Origin of the sequence: Bariatricus sp. SGI.161 (assembly GCF_050313695.1) — a bacterium.
GTDB lineage: Bacteria > Bacillota > Clostridia > Lachnospirales > Lachnospiraceae > JAFBIX01.
In genome coordinates, this window is the sequence record NZ_JBNPLX010000040.1 from 1 (window position 1) to 20,654 (window position 20,654).

Here is a 20,654-nt window from a genome sequence, read left to right on the forward strand (position 1 = left end):
ATAAGAAGCCCCCACTTCAAACAAAGTTAAGTGGTGGGAGCATGTCACCACAAGAGCAGTTTGCTATGAAACTGAATGTCAGCAGACAGGCGGTTTCCAATTGGGAGAATAATAAAAATCTTCCGGATATAGGAATGTCGATTCTAATGTCGAATGTATTTCAGATCTCTGGATCAATTAATTAAAGGAGATAATCATATGAACAACATGACGGAAAAAGTAATTAAAGATGGAAGCGAAACAAGAAGAGCGAAATACAACATGAAAACTTCTTTCTGTTACCATCAGGATTTCTATGCATATTCTGTGTCTTGATATCTTTTATGACAGTGGGAATCAGAGCTATTATTAATAAAGTGAAAAGCAGAAATTGCTAATTTTATTCCTATTTTCTTTACACAAAGAAATTAGAAAATTCCAGTCTTTATATTTCTAAAAGTATTGTTTTACATTTTTTCAATAGCATAATGTATGTATTACCTTCGTGTGATTCTATTCATACGGAGGTTTCTTTTATAAAAACCTGGAAAGGATATCCATATTTATCGAATTGTGATGTCATCACAGAAAGAAAAGAAGAAATCCTGTATACTGCAATTATAAAGACAAGGAGGAACTATAATGAGAAGATGGATTCCCTTTTTATTGCTTTTATTATTTCTGGCAGGCTGCACAGCATCCAATGAACAGGAAAACAGTTATCGTCAGATCAGTATGGATGAGGCTGTAACCATGATGGAAGAAGAAAGTGGTTATATTATCCTGGATGTCCGGACACCGGAAGAATTTCGTGAAAGACATATTCCCAATGCAATTAATATTCCAAACGAAACGATTGGTTCAGAGGATATTCAGGAACTGCCGGACAAGGATCAGCTGATTCTGGTGTACTGCCGCAGTGGAAACCGAAGCAAACAGGCTTCTGGAAAACTGGCAGAATTGGGATATACGAATATTGTAGAAATTGGCGGCATTAATGACTGGACAGGAGATACTGTTTCAGAACCGTAACATCATCACAGAAGATTAAAAATGATTTTGATATAGTAAGATCATAAAAGAAAAAGGAGGACGATCATATGTCTGTTATCAATATCACTAGAAACAATTTTCAGAATGAAATTATAAATTCCGACAAACCGGTACTTTTGGATTTCTGGGCTCCGTGGTGTGGCCCCTGCCGTATGGTAGGTCCAATCCTGGAAGAGATCGCAGGGGAACGCTCTGATATCAAAATTGGAAAAATCAATGTAGATGAGCAGCCGGAGCTTGCAAGCCAGTTTCGCGTTATGAGCATTCCTACACTGATTGTTATCAAAGATGGAAAAATTGTCAATCAATCTATGGGAGCAAAACCCAAGAACGCAATTCTTGCGATGCTGTAAGGAGGGTCATAAATATGGGATTTTTTGATCTGTTCAAACAAAAAGATATCAATGAGGGCATAAAAGAGTATCAATCCGTTTCAGGAGCTGTTTTACTGGATGTGCGTACACCCCAGGAATATAAAGAAGGACATGTTCCGAAAAGTAAAAATGTACCACTGCAGATGATAGATAAGGTTACATCAGTGGTCACAACAAAAGAGACACCTTTATTTGTCTATTGCTATTCTGGTTCCCGAAGCAGCCAGGCAGTAAATACGTTGAAACGTATGGGATATTCAAACGTAACTAACATTGGAGGAATTTCTTCCTATATAGGAAAGGTGGAACGATAAGATGAAGGTATTAATTGTAGGCGGTGTGGCAGGTGGTGCAACCGCAGCTGCACGCATCCGCAGATTAGATGAAACTGCAGAAATCACGGTATTTGAACGTTCGGGATATATATCCTACGCAAATTGTGGACTGCCGTATTATATTGGAGGTGTGATTACAGATCCGGAGGAGCTGACACTTCAGACACCGGAAAGTTTCTTTTCCCGCTTCCGAATCAATATGAAAGTCCACCATGAGGTGACTGCGATCCATCCGGATCAAAAAACAATTTCGGTAAGGAATTTGAAAACCGGTGAAGAATTTGAGGAATCCTATGATAAATTGATTCTCTCTCCGGGTGCGAAACCAACACAGCCACGGCTTCCGGGTGTAGGAATTGAAAAAGTATTTACCCTCCGTACGGTAGAGGATACCTTCCATATCAAAGAGTATATCAACAAGAATCAGCCAAAGTCTGCCGTATTAGCCGGTGGTGGTTTCATCGGCTTGGAACTGGCAGAAAACTTAAAGGAACTTGGCATGGATGTGACCATTGTCCAGCGTCCAAAACAGCTTATGAATCCTTTTGATGCAGATATGGCTTCTTTTATCCACAGTGAGATGCGGAAACATGGAGTGAAGCTTGCTTTGGGACATACGGTAGAAGGATTTGAAGAAAAAGATGGCGGAATAGATATTTTGTTGAAAGATGAGATGCCGCTGCATGCAGATATGGTAGTTCTGGCAATTGGCGTTACCCCGGATACACATCTTGCAAAAGACGCAGGACTGGAATTGGGAATCAAAGGCAGTATTGTCGTAAATGACCGGATGGAAACTTCTGCACCGGATATTTTTGCTGCCGGCGATGCAGTACAGGTGAAACATTATGTGACCGGGCAGGAAGCATTGATCTCTCTGGCAGGACCTGCCAATAAACAGGGACGCATCATTGCGGACAATATTTGTGGTGGTGACAGCAGATATCCGGGCAGTCAGGGCAGTTCTGTCATTAAAGTATTTGATATGACAGCAGCGACTACAGGAATCAATGAAACCAATGCAAGGAAAGCCGGTCTCGATGTAGATACGGTAATCCTTTCACCTATGAGCCATGCCGGTTATTATCCGGGAGGCAAGGTGATGACCATGAAAGTTGTTTTTGAAAAAGAAACATATCGTCTTCTGGGGGCTCAGATTGTTGGCTACGAAGGGGTGGACAAACGGATCGATGTACTGGCTACAGCGATTCATGCGGGAATGAAAGCTACGGAGCTTAAAGACCTGGATCTGGCCTATGCTCCACCGTATTCTTCTGCCAAGGATCCTGTGAATATGGCTGGTTTTATGATAGACAATATTTCGAAAGGCATATTGAAACAATGGCATCTGGAGGATGTTGATCTTTTACCTCGGGATGGAAGTGTGACTCTTTTGGACGTGAGAACTGTCAGAGAATATGGCAATGGTCATATCGAAGGATTCAAAAATATTCCGGTAGATGAACTTCGGGAACGTCTGGATGAGATTGAAAAAGATAAACCCGTTTATGTGATCTGTCAAAGTGGACTTAGAAGCTATATCGGAACACGTATATTGGAAGGAAACGGATATAAAGCCTATAACTTCTCAGGAGGATTCCGTTTTTACGATGCGGTGATGCATGACCGGTGTCTCATTGAAACAGCAACTGCCTGCGGAATGGATCAGTAAAATATATGCCCATCTTCAATGTTTAAAGGTTGAAGATGGGCATTCGTTTATACATTTTGTAAATGTTCTAATTTTTCTTTATTCAGAATCGTTACGGTACCACGAGACAGTTTGACCATGCCTTCGCTTTGAAAATAGCGGAGCATTCGTGTAATGACTTCCCGGTGTGTACCCAGATGATTGGCAATGGCTTCATGAGTCAGTTTCAATTTATCACTTTCTTCAATCGAAGATTCTTCCAGAAGAAAAGATGCAACCCTTTTATCAAGGCTTTTCCACATGATCTGCTCGATCAGCCACATGACATCAGAAAAACGGGCAGCCATCAGTTCATTGGTATAATTTGCCACGGGTGCGGATTCTTCCATAATGCTTTTATAGATTTCGGTCGGAATGATCCAAAACTCGGTATCCTTTTCTGCCTCAATGGTCACGTCAAACTGAATGGAACGCATCATGCAGGAGGCGGAAAACAGGCACATATCTCTATCAAACAGGCGATAAATGGTAATCTCACGCCCCTCATCAGAGAGAATATATGCACGAAGCTGTCCGGACTTGACAAGAAGAAGACCGGTACAGTCCATGTTTCCATTATGAATGATGGTTCCTTTCTCGACTTTTCGTGTAATAAGCCCTTTCTGGGTACGATTTTTCTGATCTGCAGTCAGTTGATTCCATATGGGAAAATAGTTTTCAAATTTCATGTTCCATTCCTCCTTGCATTGTTTATTATTATATCTTTGTTTTGGGCATATGTCAAATATATTGTTGACATATGCCCGAAAACGGCTTATACTGTGAGAAAAGGTTTTCCAAAGGGGGAGTTTTATGCCAAGACCTATGAAATGCAGAAAAGTCTGCCACTTTCCACAGATATTGGAGTTTTCGCCCGTTGATATAAAAACAGAAAGAGAACCGGTCATTTTGGCTGTGGATGAGTATGAAACGATTCGTCTGATTGATAAACAAGGTTTCAGTCAGGAACAATGTGCGGCTTTTATGCAGATCGCAAGAACAACGGTACAGAGAATCTACGAAAGTGCGAGGAAAAAGCTGGCAGATGCTATTGTAGATGGACGTCCGCTTCGGATCGAAGGCGGAGATTTCTGGCTTTGCAACGGACAGAGTGCGAATTGCGGTCAGCATGGCTGTTTCAAACAGATGGTTTATCAGCAATATAAAATAGAAAAAGGAGAACATATTATGAGAGTGGCAGTGACTTATGAGAAAGGACAGATTTTCCAGCACTTCGGTCATACCGAACAGTTCAAGGTCTATGATGTGCAGGAAGGAAAGATCATCGATTCAAAGATTGTAGATACGAATGGCAGCGGCCATGGTGCATTGGCTGGCATACTGACTGCGCTGAATGCAGATGTTCTGATCTGCGGTGGTATCGGTGGAGGTGCCAAGGCAGCTCTGGAAGCAGCAAATATCAAGCTTTATGGAGGTGTGTCCGGAAATTCAGACGATGCAGTCGCCGCTCTCCTTGACGGAAATCTTGCATATAACCCGAACATAATGTGTAATCACCATAATCAGCATCATGGAGAGAATCATAATTGTGGAGAGCATGGCTGCGGTGAACATCATTGTGGAGAGTAACACTAATTTGGTGATAACATCACGGAAGAAAATATGTGGTTTGTTATAATCAAATAAGGAGGTGTGATAACAGATGAAACAAATGGTATGTTCTGTTTGCTCGTATACATATGACGAAGCAAAAGGTATTCCGGAGGCGGGAATTGCCCCGGGAACAAAATGGGAAGAACTTCCGGAAAACTGGAAGTGTCCATGGTGCGGCGCAGGAAAAGAAGCTTTTCGTGAGAAAAAGGACGAGGGTCAGACTGTAACTCAGGAGAAATTAGAAAAACCACATGTGGAAAAAGAATTATCTGCAATGGAAATGAGTATTATATGTTCTAATTTGTCCAGAGGATGTGAAAAACAGTATCTTCAGGATCAGGCTGACGCATTTAAAAAACTTGCTGACTTTTTTAAATCCAAGGCGGAACCGGTAGAAGAAGCTAATGTTCAGAAATTACTGGATCTGATCGAAACTGATCTCACGGTGGGATATCCCTATGGCAATTCTGTTTCTTCCGAAAAACCGGACAGAGGAGCGTTGAGATGCCAGGTGTGGAGCGAAAAAGTAACTCGCATGCTCAAATCCCTTTTATCCCGTTATGAAGCAGAAGGTGAGAAGATGCTGGAAAATACTGGTGTATATGTTTGTACGGTTTGCGGGTTTGTTTACGTAGGAGATTCCGCTCCGGAGCTTTGTCCGGTATGTAAAGTTCCGAGTTGGAAGTTCGAAAAAATGGAAAGGAGGGCGTAGTAGTGGCTGATAAATATGCGGTTAGAAATCTTAGATTATGTACCAAGGACTGTCTTTGCCTGTATGTTTGTCCTACAGGTGCAACAGATACAGAGAACAGTATCATTGATGTAAATAAGTGTATTGGCTGCGGGGCTTGTGCAGATGCCTGTCCTTCTTCCGCAATATCAATGGTGCCAAAGAATTGCCCACCTCAGCAGAAGAAAGAAGATCATGTGGTAGAAGCACTTCGAGGATTAATTCAGAGTAAAGCACAGGCTGAATGCATAGCAGCAGAATTACCGGATGCTTTAAGTGTGGCAGTTGAAAAGTCAAGCCGTTTAATGGCAGAAGATCTGTGCAGGGAAGCAGGATTCATGTTGCCGCAAAGCGGCAATACAAAACAATTTCTGGATGTAATCAGGAGCTATCCGGATATTCCACAGGAAGAAGTGGAATTTTTATTAAAATCAATTCATTTTAACGAGAAAACGGAGGAATTAAAAATGGAAAAATGGAAATGTACAGTATGTGGTTATGTTCATGAAGGACCTATGACAGAAGATTTTAAATGTCCGGTATGCAAACAGGGAGCAGACAAATTTGTAAAAATAGAAGAAACACCTGTTGCAGAAGCAAAGAATCCATTTGCCGGTTCTAAAACAGAAAAAAATCTCTGGGAAGCATTTGCCGGAGAATCTCAGGCTCGTAATAAATATACATATTTTGCATCTGTTGCTAAGAAAGCCGGATATGAGCAGATTGCAGCATTATTTTTACAGACAGCTGAAAACGAAAAAGAGCATGCAAAATTATGGTTCAAAGCGCTTGGGGAATTAGGCGATACAGCTGAAAATCTTCTCCATGCAGCAGAGGGTGAAAATTTTGAATGGACCGATATGTATGACCGTATGGCGAAAGAAGCTGATGAAGAAGGGTTCCATGAACTTGCAGAGCAGTTCAGAGGTGTTGGAGCCATTGAAAAAGCACATGAAGAGAGATATCGTGCACTTCTTCATAACGTAGAAGCGAAACAGGTATTTGAAAAAGCTGGTATTGTTATGTGGGAATGCCGCAATTGCGGACATCTTGTAACTGGTACAAAAGCACCGGAAGTATGCCCTGTATGTAAACATCCGCAGAGCTTCTTTGAAGTGAGAAAAGAGAATTATTAATAATATGCGAAGAGGCATAATATTGGCCTTTAGATGATGAAAGCATAAGAGCATGATTTTGTCACCTGCCGGGTTATTCCGGCAGGTGAATTTTGTTAAGGGGGGACATACGATGAAGCGAGGAGATGTCAGCTTTACGTTTCTGAACCGTATCGAGGAAGTTGAACTGAATATTAAAGATGAAAGATGGCAGTCTGCGCTGGCACTTGCGTTGACCCTTCCAGACATTTGTGGAGGGATTGCATTTCCTGACATTGTGAAAAGATATCGGGATGGCCGGGTGATGTTGGATCGGCAGAAGAATCCGACACGTGATGTAGGCGGACAGTATATCAGATGGTTTGATGAATATGCTGGCGATTTTTTTAAGGTATCATCAAAAGACCCAGTTCCTTATATTTGTGGGGAACGGTGCTGGCAACTTCGATGTGAATATCTGCACCAAAATAAAGGATTTTTGAATGATGTAACAGAAAGCTCCATACACTTTCATCTTGGAATTAATTGTGGAACATCTGTCTGTCAGTTAGATGAATCCAATGTGCAGAATGGATTAACAGATATTCGGATTGACATTGAACAGTTCTGTCTACGTATGTGCCGTGCTGCAAAAAAGTATTATTATGATGTAAATAAAGAAAAAGATTTTAGTCTATACAATACTCCGGTATTGGATTTTATCCAAACGAAAAAGGAATTTAGATCCAATCCTCTGATTGTTGTTATGTGTAGCAAGCCGATGTATGCAAATGGATTAAGTATGACATTAAAACAGATTTCCACGCAGATCTTAATTTGCCAGGCGGCAGAAGAAGCACGAAAAAATCTAGGAAAACGAAAACCCGCCATCTGGATTGTTACAGAAGAAATGATGGAACAACAAGATCAACCTTGGAGATCAGGAATAAACAGACCAGTCATTATACTGACACGTGATATTGAAAAAGACTATCAGATCCAAAAAACAGATGGAAAACTTACAGTTCTTAGTTTTCCGATACAGCCGGAAGTCTTACGAAATGCAGTAAAACTGTATTTGATGTAAAGGAGAGTCATGTGATGCAGATTATTCTATCAGTTTTATTTGCCATACTTCTTTTATTTGTTTTCATAGATCTTTATAAAAAAAACAGGATTTGTAAAATACAGGAAAAACAAATAGATAAATTACAACAGAATGTGAATAATATTGGGGAAAAGTTGAACAGACAGAAAAAGACTTGTCAGGAGATATGGGATGCAGCAAATACCATTCATTTGTATGCGTCTCTCTCTGAAGAAGAAACACAATCAAAGGATTTGAAAGTAAAGCAGTCAGAAATAAGACAACTTTCGGAAAAGATTATTTCTTTAAGTGACAACAGAGTATAAAGCGTATATTACCTTCGTATGATTTGATTTATACGGAGGTTTCTTTTTGCCCTTTTTCTTATCTTTGCAAATTTTGGCTGAACTGACCGCTCGTTTCGCTAACGGCTGACCACCCATTTCACTAGAGCTGATCACGCATTTCGACAGCTGACCAACTTTGATATAGTGATTGAGGTAGCTATTGCTACACATCATTCAAAGGAAGATTTGTTACAGTATAACAGAAAATGTTAGAGGAATGTCCGATGTTAAATAAGAACTACCAGTCATCTGACTGACCACATTTTAAATTATGGTTTATAACCAATATTTTCCGGCAGTGAAATACCTGCCGGTTTCTTATGTCCGGAAGGAACTATGTGAGAAGAATAGAAAAAACAATATTGGTTGTATTTCTGATTGTTTCTATGGCTTGCATAAGTACTGAAGAGCAAGAAGAGTTCTATAGTTCATATTGCAGGGAAAACACTACAGGGGAGAAATGTTTCAAATGATGAATGTTTCTCCCCTCATATTTAAAGGCAATTTTTAGTAGTTTATTTGTTATGGCGAAGATTCATGAAACAATAATTTAAAAATTATTAGACATACCTTGTATGAATGTCCATATTTTTAATATAGCAAAGGTGTTTGCCTATTGTCGTTGAGAGGATATCTGATATGCTGAAATAGAGGATACTTGAAATAATGTATATAGAATTTAAAAGTATATTTCTGGAGATAAGAATACTAGGAGGTAGTATAATGAAGGAATTTTATTTGCCATCCACGGATGGAAAAAATCATCTGCACGTTGTTATTTGGGAGCCAAATATGCCAGTAATTGGAATTGTCCAGATTTCACATGGAATGATTGAATATATTAAACGATATGATCAATTCGCCAGATACCTAAACAGACAGGGTATTCTTGTAATTGGGAATGACCATCTTGGTCATGGAGAAACGGCAAAAACAGATGACAATTTGGGGTATTTTTGTCCAAGCAACATGAGTGAAACTGTCGTTGCAGATTTATATGAAGTAACCCGTTTTGCAAAGAAAAATTACCCTAATGTTCCTTACTTCTTGTTTGGACACAGTATGGGGTCATTTATGGCAAGGCGCTATATAATGACATATGGAAATGAGTTGGATGGAGTGATTATTTCCGGAACAGGCAACCAGTCTGGAAGTGTACTGAAAGCTGGTAAAATAATGGTATCGCTGACTAAATTCTTTAAGGGAGACCGCTATAGATCCAAGATGCTGAAAAATATGTTTTTCAGCAAATTTAATGATCATATTCCAAACGTCAGGACATCAAATGATTGGCTTACAAAGGATGAAACTATTGTTGATAAATATAATACGGATAAGTATTGTACATATTCTTTTACGGTAAATGGATACCGTACTTTATTGGACGTGCTGTCATTCATACAGAATTCAGATAATATTGCAAAAATCCCGAAGGACCTTCCTGTGTTTTTGATTGCAGGAGAAGAAGACCCTGTTGGTAATTATGGAAAAGCAGTTAAACATGTTTATGAAATCTACAAAAAAGCAGGAATTAAGGATATTTCGATAAAACTTTATAAAAATGACAGACATGAATTGATCAATGAGACAGACAAAGAAGACGTTTATGACGATATCAGGCATTGGCTGATTTGTCATTTGTAATTTGATTTATCTACAATAAAGTACTGAATTTTTTTGGTTTTAGGAAGTTTCAGTGCTTTATTTTTTGTTCATTGTGGGAAATATGTGAGTTAGTGTATAATAATTTTCAAACGAATGGAATGATATACAGAACAGGAGGGATTGATAAGTGTCGGATATTACAAAAAGAGCATTAGAGGCATCTCTCAAAAAGATGTTACTGAAAAAGCCGGTTACCAAAATTACAATTAGTGATATTACAGAAGACTGCGGTGTCAACCGTGCAACTTTTTATTATCATTTCAAAGATATTTATGACCTCATTGAATGGTCCTGTGAGGAGGATTCCCGCATAGCAGCAAATGGAAATACTACATATGATACATGGGAACAGGGATTTCTGAATATTTTTCATGCCGTAGAAGAAAACAAGCCTTTTATACTTAATGTTTACCGTCATGTCAGTCAGGAACAGATTATTCAATATCTGTACAGGGTTGTTTATCAATTGATTATTAATGTTGTTGAAGAATGCGCACAAGGCATGAGTGTCAGGGAGGAGGATAAAAAATTTATTGCCGATTTTTACAAGTATGCTTTTGTGGGTATGATGCTGGACTGGATACGGAAGGACATGAAACCGTCACCGGAAAAGATGATTTTCAGACTGAGTAATTTAATAGAGGGAGATATCATTCGTATGCTTGAAAAATGCCGGATTGATAAGCCATATGATAATATCAGCAAATGATGAAGTTTGTCGAAAAAAACAACAATATAGCCCTGTCATCGAAGAATTCGATGATGGGGCTATTCTGTTGATTGTGAGTAGTTATCATTCAATGTATATTGAGGATGTAATTGAAAAACATATATAACGAATTGAAATTCAGGAGGTATGATTATGTATTATTCAAGTGGAAACTATGAAGCTTTTGCTCATCCGAAGAAACCAGAAGGAGTAGATCACAAGTCAGCTTATATTATTGGTACAGGGCTGGCAGCACTTTCAGCCGCATGTTACCTTGTCCGTGATGGTCAGATGAAAGGTGAACGTATACACATTTTTGAAAAAGATCCGATTCCTGGTGGTGCCTGTGATGGGTTTGAATATCCGGGTGTAGGTTATGTAATGCGTGGCGGACGTGAAATGGATAACCATTTTGAAGTTATGTGGGATTTGTTCCGTTCTATCCCATCTATTGAAACTGAGGGAGTCAGTGTACTGGATGAGTATTATTGGCTCAATAAAGAAGATCCGAATTACTCTCTTTGCCGTGCGACTGTCAACCGGGGACAGGATGCACATACAGATAAGAAATTTGCAGTTTCAGACAAAGCACAGATGGAGATCATGAGGCTGTTCTTCACTCCGGATGAAGAATTGTATGATAAACGTATCGATGAATATTTTGACGACGAGGTATTTGATTCAAATTTCTGGCTGTACTGGCGGACGATGTTTGCGTTTGAAAACTGGCACAGTGCACTGGAAATGAAGCGTTATATTAAGCGCTATATCCACCATATCGGAGGTCTTCCTGACTTCACGGCTCTGCGTTTTACAAAATATAATCAGTATGAGAGTATGATCCTTCCGATGGTAAAATATCTGGAAAATGCCGGTGTCGTATTCCACTATAATACAAAGGTTGTAAATGTTGAGTTTGATGTTACATCCAACAGAAAGCAGGCTACCCGTATTGAACTTGAGGCGGAAGGTGAAACACGTTTCGTAGACCTCACAGAGGATGATCTTGTGTTCATCACAAATGGTGGATGTGTGGAAAACTCTGCAATGGGATCCCAGAATACGCCGGCTCCATATAATCCGGAAATCAAGCCAGGTGGCGGATGGGATATGTGGAGACGTATTGCCGCCCAGAGTCCTGACTTTGGAAACCCTGATAAATTCTGTTATGACAGTGAGCTGTGTAACTGGATGAGTGCCACTGTGGAGACACTGGATCAAAGAATTATTCCATATATCACAAATATCTGCAAACGAGATCCGTTTACTGGTAAAGTGGTCACTGGCGGTATTGTATCTGTAAAAGATTCCAGCTGGCTTTTGAGTTGGACGATTAACCGTCAGCCACAGTTCCGTTCCCAGCCAAAAGACCATTGTCTCGTTTGGGTATATGCGCTCTTTAATGACAAACCTGGTGACTATGTCAAAAAGCCAATGAGAGATTGTACAGGAAAAGAGATCTGTATGGAATGGCTGTACCATATTGGTGTGCCGGAAAACGAGATCGAAGAACTGGCTGAGAACAGTGCAAACACAGTTCCGGTCATGATGCCTTATATTGATGCCTTTTTCATGCCTCGTAATGATACGGATCGTCCAAAAGTTGTGCCTGATGGAGCAGTAAACTTTGCATTTATTGGGCAGTTTGCCGAGACCGCAAGGGATACTATTTTTACAACAGAGTATTCCATGCGTACCGGTATGGAGGCTGTTTATACCTTGCTTAATGTAGACCGTGGAGTTCCGGAGGTTTGGGGCAGCACATATGATGTGAGGGATCTTTTGAATGCGACTGTCAAATTGCGTGATGGAGAACCACTGACTGAGATGAAGCTGGGAATCAAGGAAAAGATTGCTGTTAAAAAGGCTTTAGACTTTATCAAAAACACAGATGTGGAAAAACTGCTGAAAGAATATCATGTTATTTGAGTTTGAAAAAATTGAAATAATCATATTCTTTTCCATGATAAACAAATAAGCAAAAGCTTCCCGTTGTCGAAATTTATGTCGGCAATGGGAAGCTTTTATTGATCTTGGACTTTGAATGAATCCAGACAAACATGTTAAGTTTGCCTAGTTTTTGGATAAATAGAAGATGTTTGCCCATAGAAGAAGAATGAAATAATATGTAGAATTTAGGCAGAAAAAGAGAATGGAGGTGAAAATATTGAAAAAGATTCGTATGGCAAGAGATGGGTATGTTTTGATTTCAATTATTTTCTATATAGTTGGAATCGTATGTATGACAATACCATCTATATCCCCACTGGTGCTATGTATCACAGGGGGCATCATCTTAGTTGCTTATGGAATTGTTAAGATTATTGGATATCTTTCAAATGATTTGTATGATCTGGCTTTCCAATATGATCTGGCTTGTGGAATATTCCTGATAGTGCTTGGTGTGATAGTGCTTGGATGCAATTTGCGTATCCGTTCATATCTTTCACCAGGACTTGGATTGTTGATTTTGCTTGATGCTGTATTAAAAGTTCAGACTGCAAAAGACGCAAAAGTATTTGGACTTGAAATATGGAAATGGATATTGACACTTTCCATCATTGTAGCTACTTTTGGTATCTTAATTATAATAAAGCCGTTTCAAGAAAGTCAAATCAGTCATGTCATTATTGGATGCGGTTTCTTTGCAGAAGGTCTCATGAACCATCTCACGGTCAAGGAGACGGTGAAGATTGCAAAACAAATCCAAGGACAGGAAAAGAACGAGGAAGATACTGACTGGGAAGAATAGCATGTTTAAGTAAAATTTATTATTAACAAATATAAAATCTTAGGAGGAACTCTATTATGAACGCATCAAATACTTTAAAGAAACTGGGAATTGAGCAGACATTCAATTATATTTACAAGGATCCGGATAAGCATATGCCGAAGATGATGGACTGGGCGGACAAATTTGCTGATGGTGAATTTATTTCTCAGAGAAAAATTATTCGGGAAGCAATTACAGATCCGGAACATCCTTATTATAGCTATATCCGCCGTCTTTTTAAAGAGGTAGATCCCAATGTGACTAAGACACTTGCCGTGAATCTTTTTATTAATGCCAGTCTGGTTGGCTGGAAAAAGGAAGAAGAACTGAGAAAGAAGTATAACTGTAATATTCCATGGGCTATCCTTCTGGATCCCACATCGGCCTGTAATCTGCACTGTACGGGTTGTTGGGCAGCGGAATATGGACACAAATTAAATCTTACTTATGATGAGATTGATGATATTATCTGCCAGGGAAAAGAATTGGGCGTTTATTTGTACATTTACACTGGTGGGGAGCCGCTGGTTCGTAAAAAAGACTTGATTCGGATCTGTGAAAAGCATTCGGATTGCGTATTCCTTTGCTTTACAAATTCAACATTGATTGACGAAGAATTTGCGGATGAAATGCTCCGTGTAGGTAATTTTGTACCAGCCATTTCTCTGGAAGGATTTGAAGAGGCAACTGATGGACGACGTGGAGCTGGTGTATATCAGAAAGTACGTAAAGCCATGGAACTTCTCAGAAGAAAGAAACTGATTTATGGAATCTCTTGCTGCTATACCAGTGCCAATTATGATTCAATTACATCAGAGGAATTCTATGATACATTGATTGAAATGGGTGCCTATTTTGTATGGTATTTCCATTATATGCCGGTAGGAAACGATGCTGTTCCAGAGTTGATGCCTACACCGCAGCAGCGTACCGGAGTTTATGAGAAAATCCGTCGTTATCGTGCCACAAAGCCATTATTTGCACTGGATTTTCAGAATGATGCAGAATATGTTGGCGGATGTATCGCTGGTGGTCATCGCTACTTACATATTAATGCTAACGGTGATATCGATCCTTGCGTATTTATCCATTATTCAGATTCTAATATTCGGGAAAAGACGCTTCTGGAAGCACTGCAGTCACCGATGATGATGGCTTACCATGATAATCAGCCATTTAATGATAATATGCTTCGTCCGTGTCCTATGCTGGAAAATCCTGACAAGCTTCGCGCAATGGTTGAAAAATCAGGAGCTCACTCAACAGATCTTCAATCTCCAGAAACAGCAGAACATCTTTGTGCAAAATGTGACCAGTATGCGAAGAATTGGAAGCCAGTTGCAGATGAACTTTGGAAAGAGAACAGAGCGAAAAAGGGAATCGCAAATTAAAGAAACAACTATGAATTTGAATATCAAAGTATTTATTCAGGTAATCGGAAAAAAGATGAAAGGAAATGAAAAATGAATAAAAGTAAACGATTTTTTACATCGGAGTCTGTCACAGAAGGGCATCCAGATAAAATGTGTGATGCTATTTCAGATGCCGTGCTGGATGAATTGTTGAAGCAGGATCCTATGAGCCGGGTGGCGTGTGAGACGGTAACGACTACGGGTCTTGTTATGGTAATGGGAGAAATTACTTCCAATGCATATGTAGATATCCAGAAGGTGGTTCGAGATACAATCAGGGAAATTGGATATACAAATGCAGAGTATGGTTTTGATGCAGATACCTGTGGTGTGTTAACAGCCATTGATGAACAGTCGGCAGATATAGCAATGGGTGTGGATAAGGCTCTTGAGGCAAAAGAACATAATTTGTCGGATGAAGAGATTGAAGCCATCGGAGCCGGAGATCAGGGGATGATGTTTGGATATGCGACGAATGAGACTAAGACGTATATGCCCTATCCCATTGAGCTTGCACATAAGCTGGCATTGCAGCTGACAAAAGTACGAAAAGAAGGAGTACTTCCATATTTGAGACCAGATGGAAAAACCCAGGTAACTGTAGAATATGATGAAAAGGACAAACCACTCAGACTGGATGCCGTAGTGCTTTCTACACAGCATGATCCGGAAATAACACAGGAACAGATTCAGTTGGATATTAAAAAATATGTGTTTGACGAAATCCTGCCTGGTGGAATGGTGGACGAGAATACAAAATTCTATATCAATCCAACAGGCCGTTTTGTAATAGGTGGACCGCATGGAGACAGTGGATTGACAGGCCGTAAGATTATTGTAGATACATATGGAGGATATGCGCGGCATGGTGGTGGAGCTTTTTCGGGAAAGGACTGTACTAAGGTAGATCGCTCAGCATCATATGCGGCCCGTTATGCGGCAAAAAACATTGTAGCGTCAGGGTTGGCTGAAAAATGTGAGGTGCAGCTTTCCTATGCTATTGGTGTAGCACAGCCCACCTCAATTATGGTGGACACGTTTGGAACAGGAAAACTTTCAGATGAGAGAATTACGGAGATTGTAAGAGAGAACTTTGATTTCCGCCCAGCTGGTATTATCAAAGAATTGACTTTAAGAAGACCTATTTACAGACAGACAGCTGCTTATGGACATTTTGGAAGAGAAGATTTGGATCTTCCATGGGAAAGGCTGGATAAAGTAAATGAATTAAAGAAATATTTGTAATAGTATAAAAATGGCACAGGAGGATTATGAGATGAACGTTGCGATTGTAACAGACAGCAACAGTGGGATCTTTGAAGAAGAAGGAAAGATTCTAGGTGTCCATGTCATTCCAATGCCGGTGATTCTGGAAGGGAAAACATACTATGAAGGCATTGATTTAACTCATGAGGAGTTTTATCAATGCCTTGAGGAAAAAAGAGAAGTTTTTAGTTCTCAGCCTTCACCAGCAGAAGTTTTAGACATGTGGGATAAACTGCTCTTATCCGAATATGATGAGCTTGTATATATTCCAATGTCCAGCGGACTTAGTGGTTCCTGTCAAACAGCTCAGGTACTGGCACAGGATTATGAAGAAAAAGTACAGGTGGTTGATAATCATCGCATTTCTGTCACCCAGAGGCAGTCCGTGTTGGATGCACTGATGTTGAAAGAAAAAGGGTGTTCTGCAAAAGAAATAAAAGAAGCCTTAGAACAAACTGCTTATGAATCCATTGTCTATGTAGGCGTGGAAACCTTAGAATATTTGAAAATGGGAGGACGTGTCACTCCGGCGGGAGCTGCCATGGGCACATTGTTAAGTATAAAACCACTGCTTGTAATTGCCGGGGAACGTTTAGATGCCTATGCAAAAGTGCGTGGAACAAAAAGCTGTAAAAAGCGTCTGCTTATGGAAATGAAAACAATTGCAGATGAATTTCATAAAAATAGTGATGAGATATATGTTGGCGTCGCAGGGAGCTTCGGAAAAAAAGAAGAACATCAGGAATGGATGGAAATGGCCCAAGAGATGTTTCCTTGGGAAGATGTTAAATACGATCCGCTGACTTTCAGTATCAGCTGTCATGTAGGACCAGGGGCTTTCGGTATGGGGATAAGTAGAAAAATAAGAATTTAGAATAAGTGGGGAATCAAATGAAGCGTTCATGGTTTAGAGCATTGCTCTTGAGACGAGTACAAGTATTATTCTTGTTGATTTTACAACTTTGCTTTTTGTTCTTTATTTTTCAAAATGAAAGCTTTATTGCACAAGTATTACGAAGCGTTGTTCATATAATCAGTGGGTTTCTTGTCCTTTATATCATTTCTAAAAAGGACAAAGGGGCCAATAAAGTAATCTGGATTTTTTTGATTTTATTGTTTCCGTTGTTTGGAAGTCTGTTGTATATCTTATATAATTTTCAGGCATCTACAAGAAAATTTGAACAGAAAATATTTCAGATCGGACAAAAGAACAGAACCCTTTATGAATTACCTGGAAGTGCAGAAAAATCTGCATATTATGAGGCTCCTGCTCATATACCACAGATCCGGTATCTAAAGTATGCTGGTTTTCCTGTTTATGATGATACCCAGACTGAGTACCTTTCGCCGGGAGAGAAATTTTTTCCTATTTTCCTGGAGGAATTGAAAAAGGCACAAAAATATATTTTTATAGAATACTTTATTATAAAAGAAGGATTGATGTGGCAGTCTATTTTGGATATTTTGAAAGAAAAGGTTTCTCAAGGTGTTGAGGTGCGAGTTATTTATGATGATATTGGATGTTTTCTCGCACTACCGAAAGACTATGCGATGCAATTGAAAAATATTGGTATTAAATGTGAAGTGTTTAATCCATTTCGTCCTGTTCTTACGGCTATTCAGAATAATCGGGATCATAGGAAAATTACTGTAATTGATGGGAAGGTTGCTTTTACTGGAGGCTTAAATCTGTCTGATGAGTACATCAATACTTATGAAAAACATGGGTATTGGAAAGATGCAGTTATACAAATCAAAGGGAAAGCTGCATGGAGTTTGACATTAATGTTTTTGGAAATGTGGGAATTATGTTGTGGAATACCAGATGACATAGAGTGCTTTTTCCCAAAAAATGAAGTAGATGAAAGAATAGAATCAGATGGATTTGTACAACCCTATTCGGATAGTCCTGTGGATAATGAAAACGTGGGAGAACATGTATATCTTCAGATTATAAATAATGCTAAGGATTATGTCTATATCTGTACGCCATATTTGATTGTCGATGACAGCATGGTATCTGCATTGTGCTTAGCGGCTAAAAGCGGTGTAGATGTGCGGATTATCACTCCTCATATTTATGACAAGGCCTTGATTCATTTGACTACACGATCATTTTACAGGGAATTGATATATGGTGGTGTGAAAATATATGAATATTCAAAAGGATTTATGCATTCTAAAATATTTGTTTCCGATGACCAGATAGCGACTGTAGGAACAACGAATTTAGATTTTAGAAGCCTCTATCTGCATTTCGAATGTGGAGTATGGATGTATAACAGTAAGGCAGTATTACAAATTAAAAAAGATTATTTTGATACATTGAATGAGTGCACGCAGATTACATTAGAAGAGTGTATAGAAAGGTTGCCAATAAGGGTATTTCAGGAAATCTTGAGAATATTTGCCCCACTAATGTAAAGAGCACCGTCAAGTTGAAGCGGTGCTCAATCTAATCGGGTATTATGTCCTTGAAGATTCGGACAATTCAAGAAATGCCTGCTTCAAAGAATCTCCAATCAAATCAGTAATACGAGTAACTGACTTCAAAAGGTCAAAGTTCATGTTTTTGTCCAGCCAATCTAATGTGTATCCAAGAAGGCAACATTTATAGTACTGTATTAGGATAGTTTTATCTTCAGAAGGAATATTCAAATCTTTGGTAACAGTATGTACATATTGAGTTACTGTGTAGAGTATGATTCTTTCTAATTCGCTTTGGAATATATCTCGTTTCACAGAACGGTATATATGGAGCATGGCTTTTTTACGTTTTAAGCAACGCTCAACAATTGGAATCAAGCAATCCGCCGGTGAACCAAAATGTCCGTTAGTCTGGATGATTTGATCTACATCAGATTTTATCGTAGTTTCCAGAAGCTCAGGAATGTCATGAAAATGATAGTAAAAGGTGTTCCGATTGACTTGGCAGAGTTCTACGATATCCCTTACAGTAATCTTGGTGTAGGGACGTTCTTCCAACAACTGCCAGAAAGCATCTATGATGGCAGATTTTGTATGGTTCATATATATCAACTCGCTTTTTGTTTTTTTATATCGTAGCATAAAATGTCGAAGGATACAATGGTGTAGAATAATGAAAAAATTCGGAAAGATGATAAAAGGTATTTTGAGAATATGGTTCTTTTATTTGATAGTATGTCTGGTGATCCCGCCGCTGTATCACAAACGAGCTGATGAAGAAAACAGAGAGTGTGAAAGGGCGTTAAATATGGCTGGACAGGAGAGGATATTAAATATAGAAAATAATGTGGATGCGTTGGTGTGGCGGCTCCGTTTAATCGAATCGGCAAAAGAAAATATCGTGCTTGCAACTTTTGATTTTCGTGACGATAACAGTGGTCAGGATATGATGGCTGCACTATTAAATGCTGCAGATAGAGGTGTAAAGGTTCAGATATTAGTTGATGGCATAAATGGAACATTATATTTGAGAGGAAGTAGAAATTTTCGGGAACTTACGTCGCATGAAAATGTGGAGGTTAAGCTATACAATCCTATTACGCTGATAAAACCGTGGAAAAATAATTACAGAATGCATGACAAATATTTGATTGCAGATGATTTTGCATATATCCTTGGCGGAAGAAACACAGATGATTTATTTCTTGGTAATTATATCGACTCATATAATGAGGATAGGGATATTCTGGTCTATGAAACGGTTCCGGGTGAGGGTAATTCTTACAATCAGATTCAAGATTATTTCAAAAATATATGGAATCTTTCCTGCTGTAGAATGTCTGGAAAACATGAAGGAATTAATGGCAGATTAAGAGAACACTATCAGGAAGTCAGAGAAAAATATCCAGAAGCTTTTTGTGAAATCGATTGGTTTGAAGAAACGATTGAGACAGAAAGTATTGAACTTTGCACCAACCCTTTAGATCCGTATAATAAACAGCCACAGGTTTGGGACAGGATGGTAAATAAGATGAAAGAAGCGGACAACATTGTGATACAAACCCCTTATGTTATATGCAATCAGAAAATGTATGGTGATTTGAAAGCAATATGTTCGAAAAGTGTGAAGACAGAGTTGATAATCAATGCGGTAGAAAGTGGTGCCAATCCTTTCGGATGTACGGATTATTTGAATCAGAAGAAAAATGTGAGACAGACAGGAAGTTATGTTTATGAATATCTAGGAGCGCAGGCATTACATACAAAGACTGTATTGGCAGGAGATACGCTCAGTATAGTAGGATCCTGCAATCTTGATATGAGGAGTGTGTATCTTGATACAGAAATGATGCTGTTTATAGAATGCAAGGAACTTAATGAAACTCTCCGTGGACATACAGAGAAATTGAAACTGAAAAGTAGACAAGTTGCTCCGGACGGAACGATTATTGATGGAGAAAATTATCAAATAATAGAACAGAGTGTAGGAAAAAGGATTTTTTATGGAATCCTGCGCATTTTAATTATTCCGTTTCGACATTTGCTATAAAAAGCAGAAATAGTAAATATTATTGATGAATGTGAGAGTTTACTAAAAC

Annotated in this window: 22 protein-coding genes and 2 pseudogenes; 22 read left to right on the plus strand and 2 right to left on the minus strand. The window is 39.0% G+C overall.

The window, feature by feature from the left end:
- The 6 genes from ACQRBH_RS15715 to ACQRBH_RS15740 all read left to right on the plus strand — a co-directional run.
- The coding region (locus ACQRBH_RS15715; protein ID WP_427762414.1) for a helix-turn-helix transcriptional regulator at positions 1-185 on the plus strand (185 nt) is incomplete at its 5' end.
- 90 nt (positions 186-275) lie between these two features.
- On the plus strand, positions 276-377 hold the full coding sequence (locus ACQRBH_RS15720; protein ID WP_320810556.1) for a hypothetical protein: 102 nt from the start codon (positions 276-278) through the stop codon (positions 375-377).
- A gap of 244 nt (positions 378-621) precedes the next feature.
- On the plus strand, positions 622-1,011 hold the full coding sequence (locus tag ACQRBH_RS15725; protein ID WP_320810552.1) for a rhodanese-like domain-containing protein: 390 nt from the start codon (positions 622-624) through the stop codon (positions 1,009-1,011).
- Positions 1,012-1,079: 68 nt separating this feature from the next.
- Positions 1,080-1,385, plus strand: a complete 306-nt coding sequence (gene trxA, locus ACQRBH_RS15730) for a thioredoxin (RefSeq protein WP_291235502.1) — start codon at positions 1,080-1,082, stop codon at positions 1,383-1,385.
- Between the two features lie 14 nt (positions 1,386-1,399).
- Entirely contained in the window at positions 1,400-1,720 is a 321-nt protein-coding gene (locus ACQRBH_RS15735) for a rhodanese-like domain-containing protein (RefSeq protein ID WP_291235503.1), read from the plus strand.
- Position 1,721: 1 nt separating this feature from the next.
- Positions 1,722-3,413, plus strand: coding sequence for an FAD-dependent oxidoreductase (locus tag ACQRBH_RS15740; RefSeq protein ID WP_427762416.1), 1,692 nt, complete (start codon positions 1,722-1,724; stop codon positions 3,411-3,413).
- Between the two features lie 47 nt (positions 3,414-3,460).
- Here ACQRBH_RS15740 and ACQRBH_RS15745 read toward each other — a convergent pair whose 3' ends face one another.
- Positions 3,461-4,120, minus strand: a complete 660-nt coding sequence (locus ACQRBH_RS15745) for a Crp/Fnr family transcriptional regulator (protein ID WP_427744339.1) — start codon at positions 4,118-4,120, stop codon at positions 3,461-3,463.
- A 124-nt stretch (positions 4,121-4,244) separates the two neighbouring features.
- Between ACQRBH_RS15745 and ACQRBH_RS15750 the strand changes: the two genes are divergently transcribed.
- The 15 genes and pseudogenes from ACQRBH_RS15750 (at position 4,245) to cls (ending at position 18,552) form a co-directional block, all read left to right on the plus strand.
- The gene (locus ACQRBH_RS15750) at positions 4,245-5,021 is read left to right on the plus strand and encodes a DUF134 domain-containing protein (protein ID WP_427744340.1); all 777 of its coding nucleotides are present in this window, start codon (positions 4,245-4,247) and stop codon (positions 5,019-5,021) included.
- Positions 5,022-5,094: 73 nt separating this feature from the next.
- Positions 5,095-5,247: pseudogene (locus ACQRBH_RS15755) on the plus strand (rubredoxin); the annotation flags it as partial.
- Positions 5,248-5,625: 378 nt separating this feature from the next.
- Entirely contained in the window at positions 5,626-5,757 is a 132-nt protein-coding gene (locus tag ACQRBH_RS15760; protein WP_427744364.1) for a rubredoxin-like domain-containing protein, read from the plus strand.
- Between the two features lie 2 nt (positions 5,758-5,759).
- Positions 5,760-6,329 (plus strand): annotated as a pseudogene (locus tag ACQRBH_RS15765) (4Fe-4S dicluster domain-containing protein); the annotation flags it as partial.
- An 18-nt stretch (positions 6,330-6,347) separates the two neighbouring features.
- Positions 6,348-6,911, plus strand: coding sequence for a rubrerythrin (gene rbr, locus ACQRBH_RS15770; protein ID WP_427744366.1), 564 nt, complete (start codon positions 6,348-6,350; stop codon positions 6,909-6,911).
- 112 nt (positions 6,912-7,023) lie between these two features.
- Entirely contained in the window at positions 7,024-7,956 is a 933-nt protein-coding gene (locus ACQRBH_RS15775; RefSeq protein ID WP_427744341.1) for a hypothetical protein, read from the plus strand.
- 14 nt (positions 7,957-7,970) lie between these two features.
- The gene (locus ACQRBH_RS15780) at positions 7,971-8,282 is read left to right on the plus strand and encodes a hypothetical protein (protein ID WP_427744342.1); all 312 of its coding nucleotides are present in this window, start codon (positions 7,971-7,973) and stop codon (positions 8,280-8,282) included.
- 687 nt (positions 8,283-8,969) lie between these two features.
- Positions 8,970-9,947 (plus strand): alpha/beta fold hydrolase, encoded by a 978-nt coding sequence (locus tag ACQRBH_RS15785; RefSeq protein ID WP_427762417.1) that lies wholly within the window; start codon positions 8,970-8,972, stop codon positions 9,945-9,947.
- Between the two features lie 148 nt (positions 9,948-10,095).
- Positions 10,096-10,677, plus strand: a complete 582-nt coding sequence (locus tag ACQRBH_RS15790) for a TetR/AcrR family transcriptional regulator (RefSeq protein ID WP_427744344.1) — start codon at positions 10,096-10,098, stop codon at positions 10,675-10,677.
- A 153-nt stretch (positions 10,678-10,830) separates the two neighbouring features.
- Positions 10,831-12,606, plus strand: a complete 1,776-nt coding sequence (locus ACQRBH_RS15795; protein WP_227149303.1) for an oleate hydratase — start codon at positions 10,831-10,833, stop codon at positions 12,604-12,606.
- A 238-nt stretch (positions 12,607-12,844) separates the two neighbouring features.
- A complete protein-coding gene (locus ACQRBH_RS15800; protein ID WP_427762418.1) occupies positions 12,845-13,429 on the plus strand; it encodes a DUF308 domain-containing protein in 585 nt (194 codons plus the stop codon).
- Between the two features lie 56 nt (positions 13,430-13,485).
- The gene (locus tag ACQRBH_RS15805) at positions 13,486-14,841 is read left to right on the plus strand and encodes a radical SAM protein (protein WP_087281273.1); all 1,356 of its coding nucleotides are present in this window, start codon (positions 13,486-13,488) and stop codon (positions 14,839-14,841) included.
- 72 nt (positions 14,842-14,913) lie between these two features.
- Positions 14,914-16,107 (plus strand): methionine adenosyltransferase, encoded by a 1,194-nt coding sequence (metK, locus tag ACQRBH_RS15810; RefSeq protein WP_227149306.1) that lies wholly within the window; start codon positions 14,914-14,916, stop codon positions 16,105-16,107.
- 31 nt (positions 16,108-16,138) lie between these two features.
- On the plus strand, positions 16,139-17,002 hold the full coding sequence (locus ACQRBH_RS15815) for a DegV family protein (RefSeq protein WP_227149307.1): 864 nt from the start codon (positions 16,139-16,141) through the stop codon (positions 17,000-17,002).
- 17 nt (positions 17,003-17,019) lie between these two features.
- The gene (gene cls / locus ACQRBH_RS15820) at positions 17,020-18,552 is read left to right on the plus strand and encodes a cardiolipin synthase (protein WP_427744349.1); all 1,533 of its coding nucleotides are present in this window, start codon (positions 17,020-17,022) and stop codon (positions 18,550-18,552) included.
- A 42-nt stretch (positions 18,553-18,594) separates the two neighbouring features.
- On the opposite strand, the gene ACQRBH_RS15825 is transcribed toward cls, so the two are convergent.
- Positions 18,595-19,158, minus strand: a complete 564-nt coding sequence (locus ACQRBH_RS15825) for a TetR/AcrR family transcriptional regulator (RefSeq protein ID WP_427744351.1) — start codon at positions 19,156-19,158, stop codon at positions 18,595-18,597.
- A 70-nt stretch (positions 19,159-19,228) separates the two neighbouring features.
- On the opposite strand from ACQRBH_RS15825, the gene ACQRBH_RS15830 reads away from it, so the two are divergent.
- Positions 19,229-20,605 carry a phospholipase D-like domain-containing protein gene (locus tag ACQRBH_RS15830; RefSeq protein WP_427744353.1) on the plus strand — a complete coding sequence of 459 codons (1,377 nt, stop codon included), beginning with the start codon at positions 19,229-19,231 and terminating at the stop codon, positions 20,603-20,605.
- Positions 20,606-20,654 lie beyond the last annotated feature (49 nt).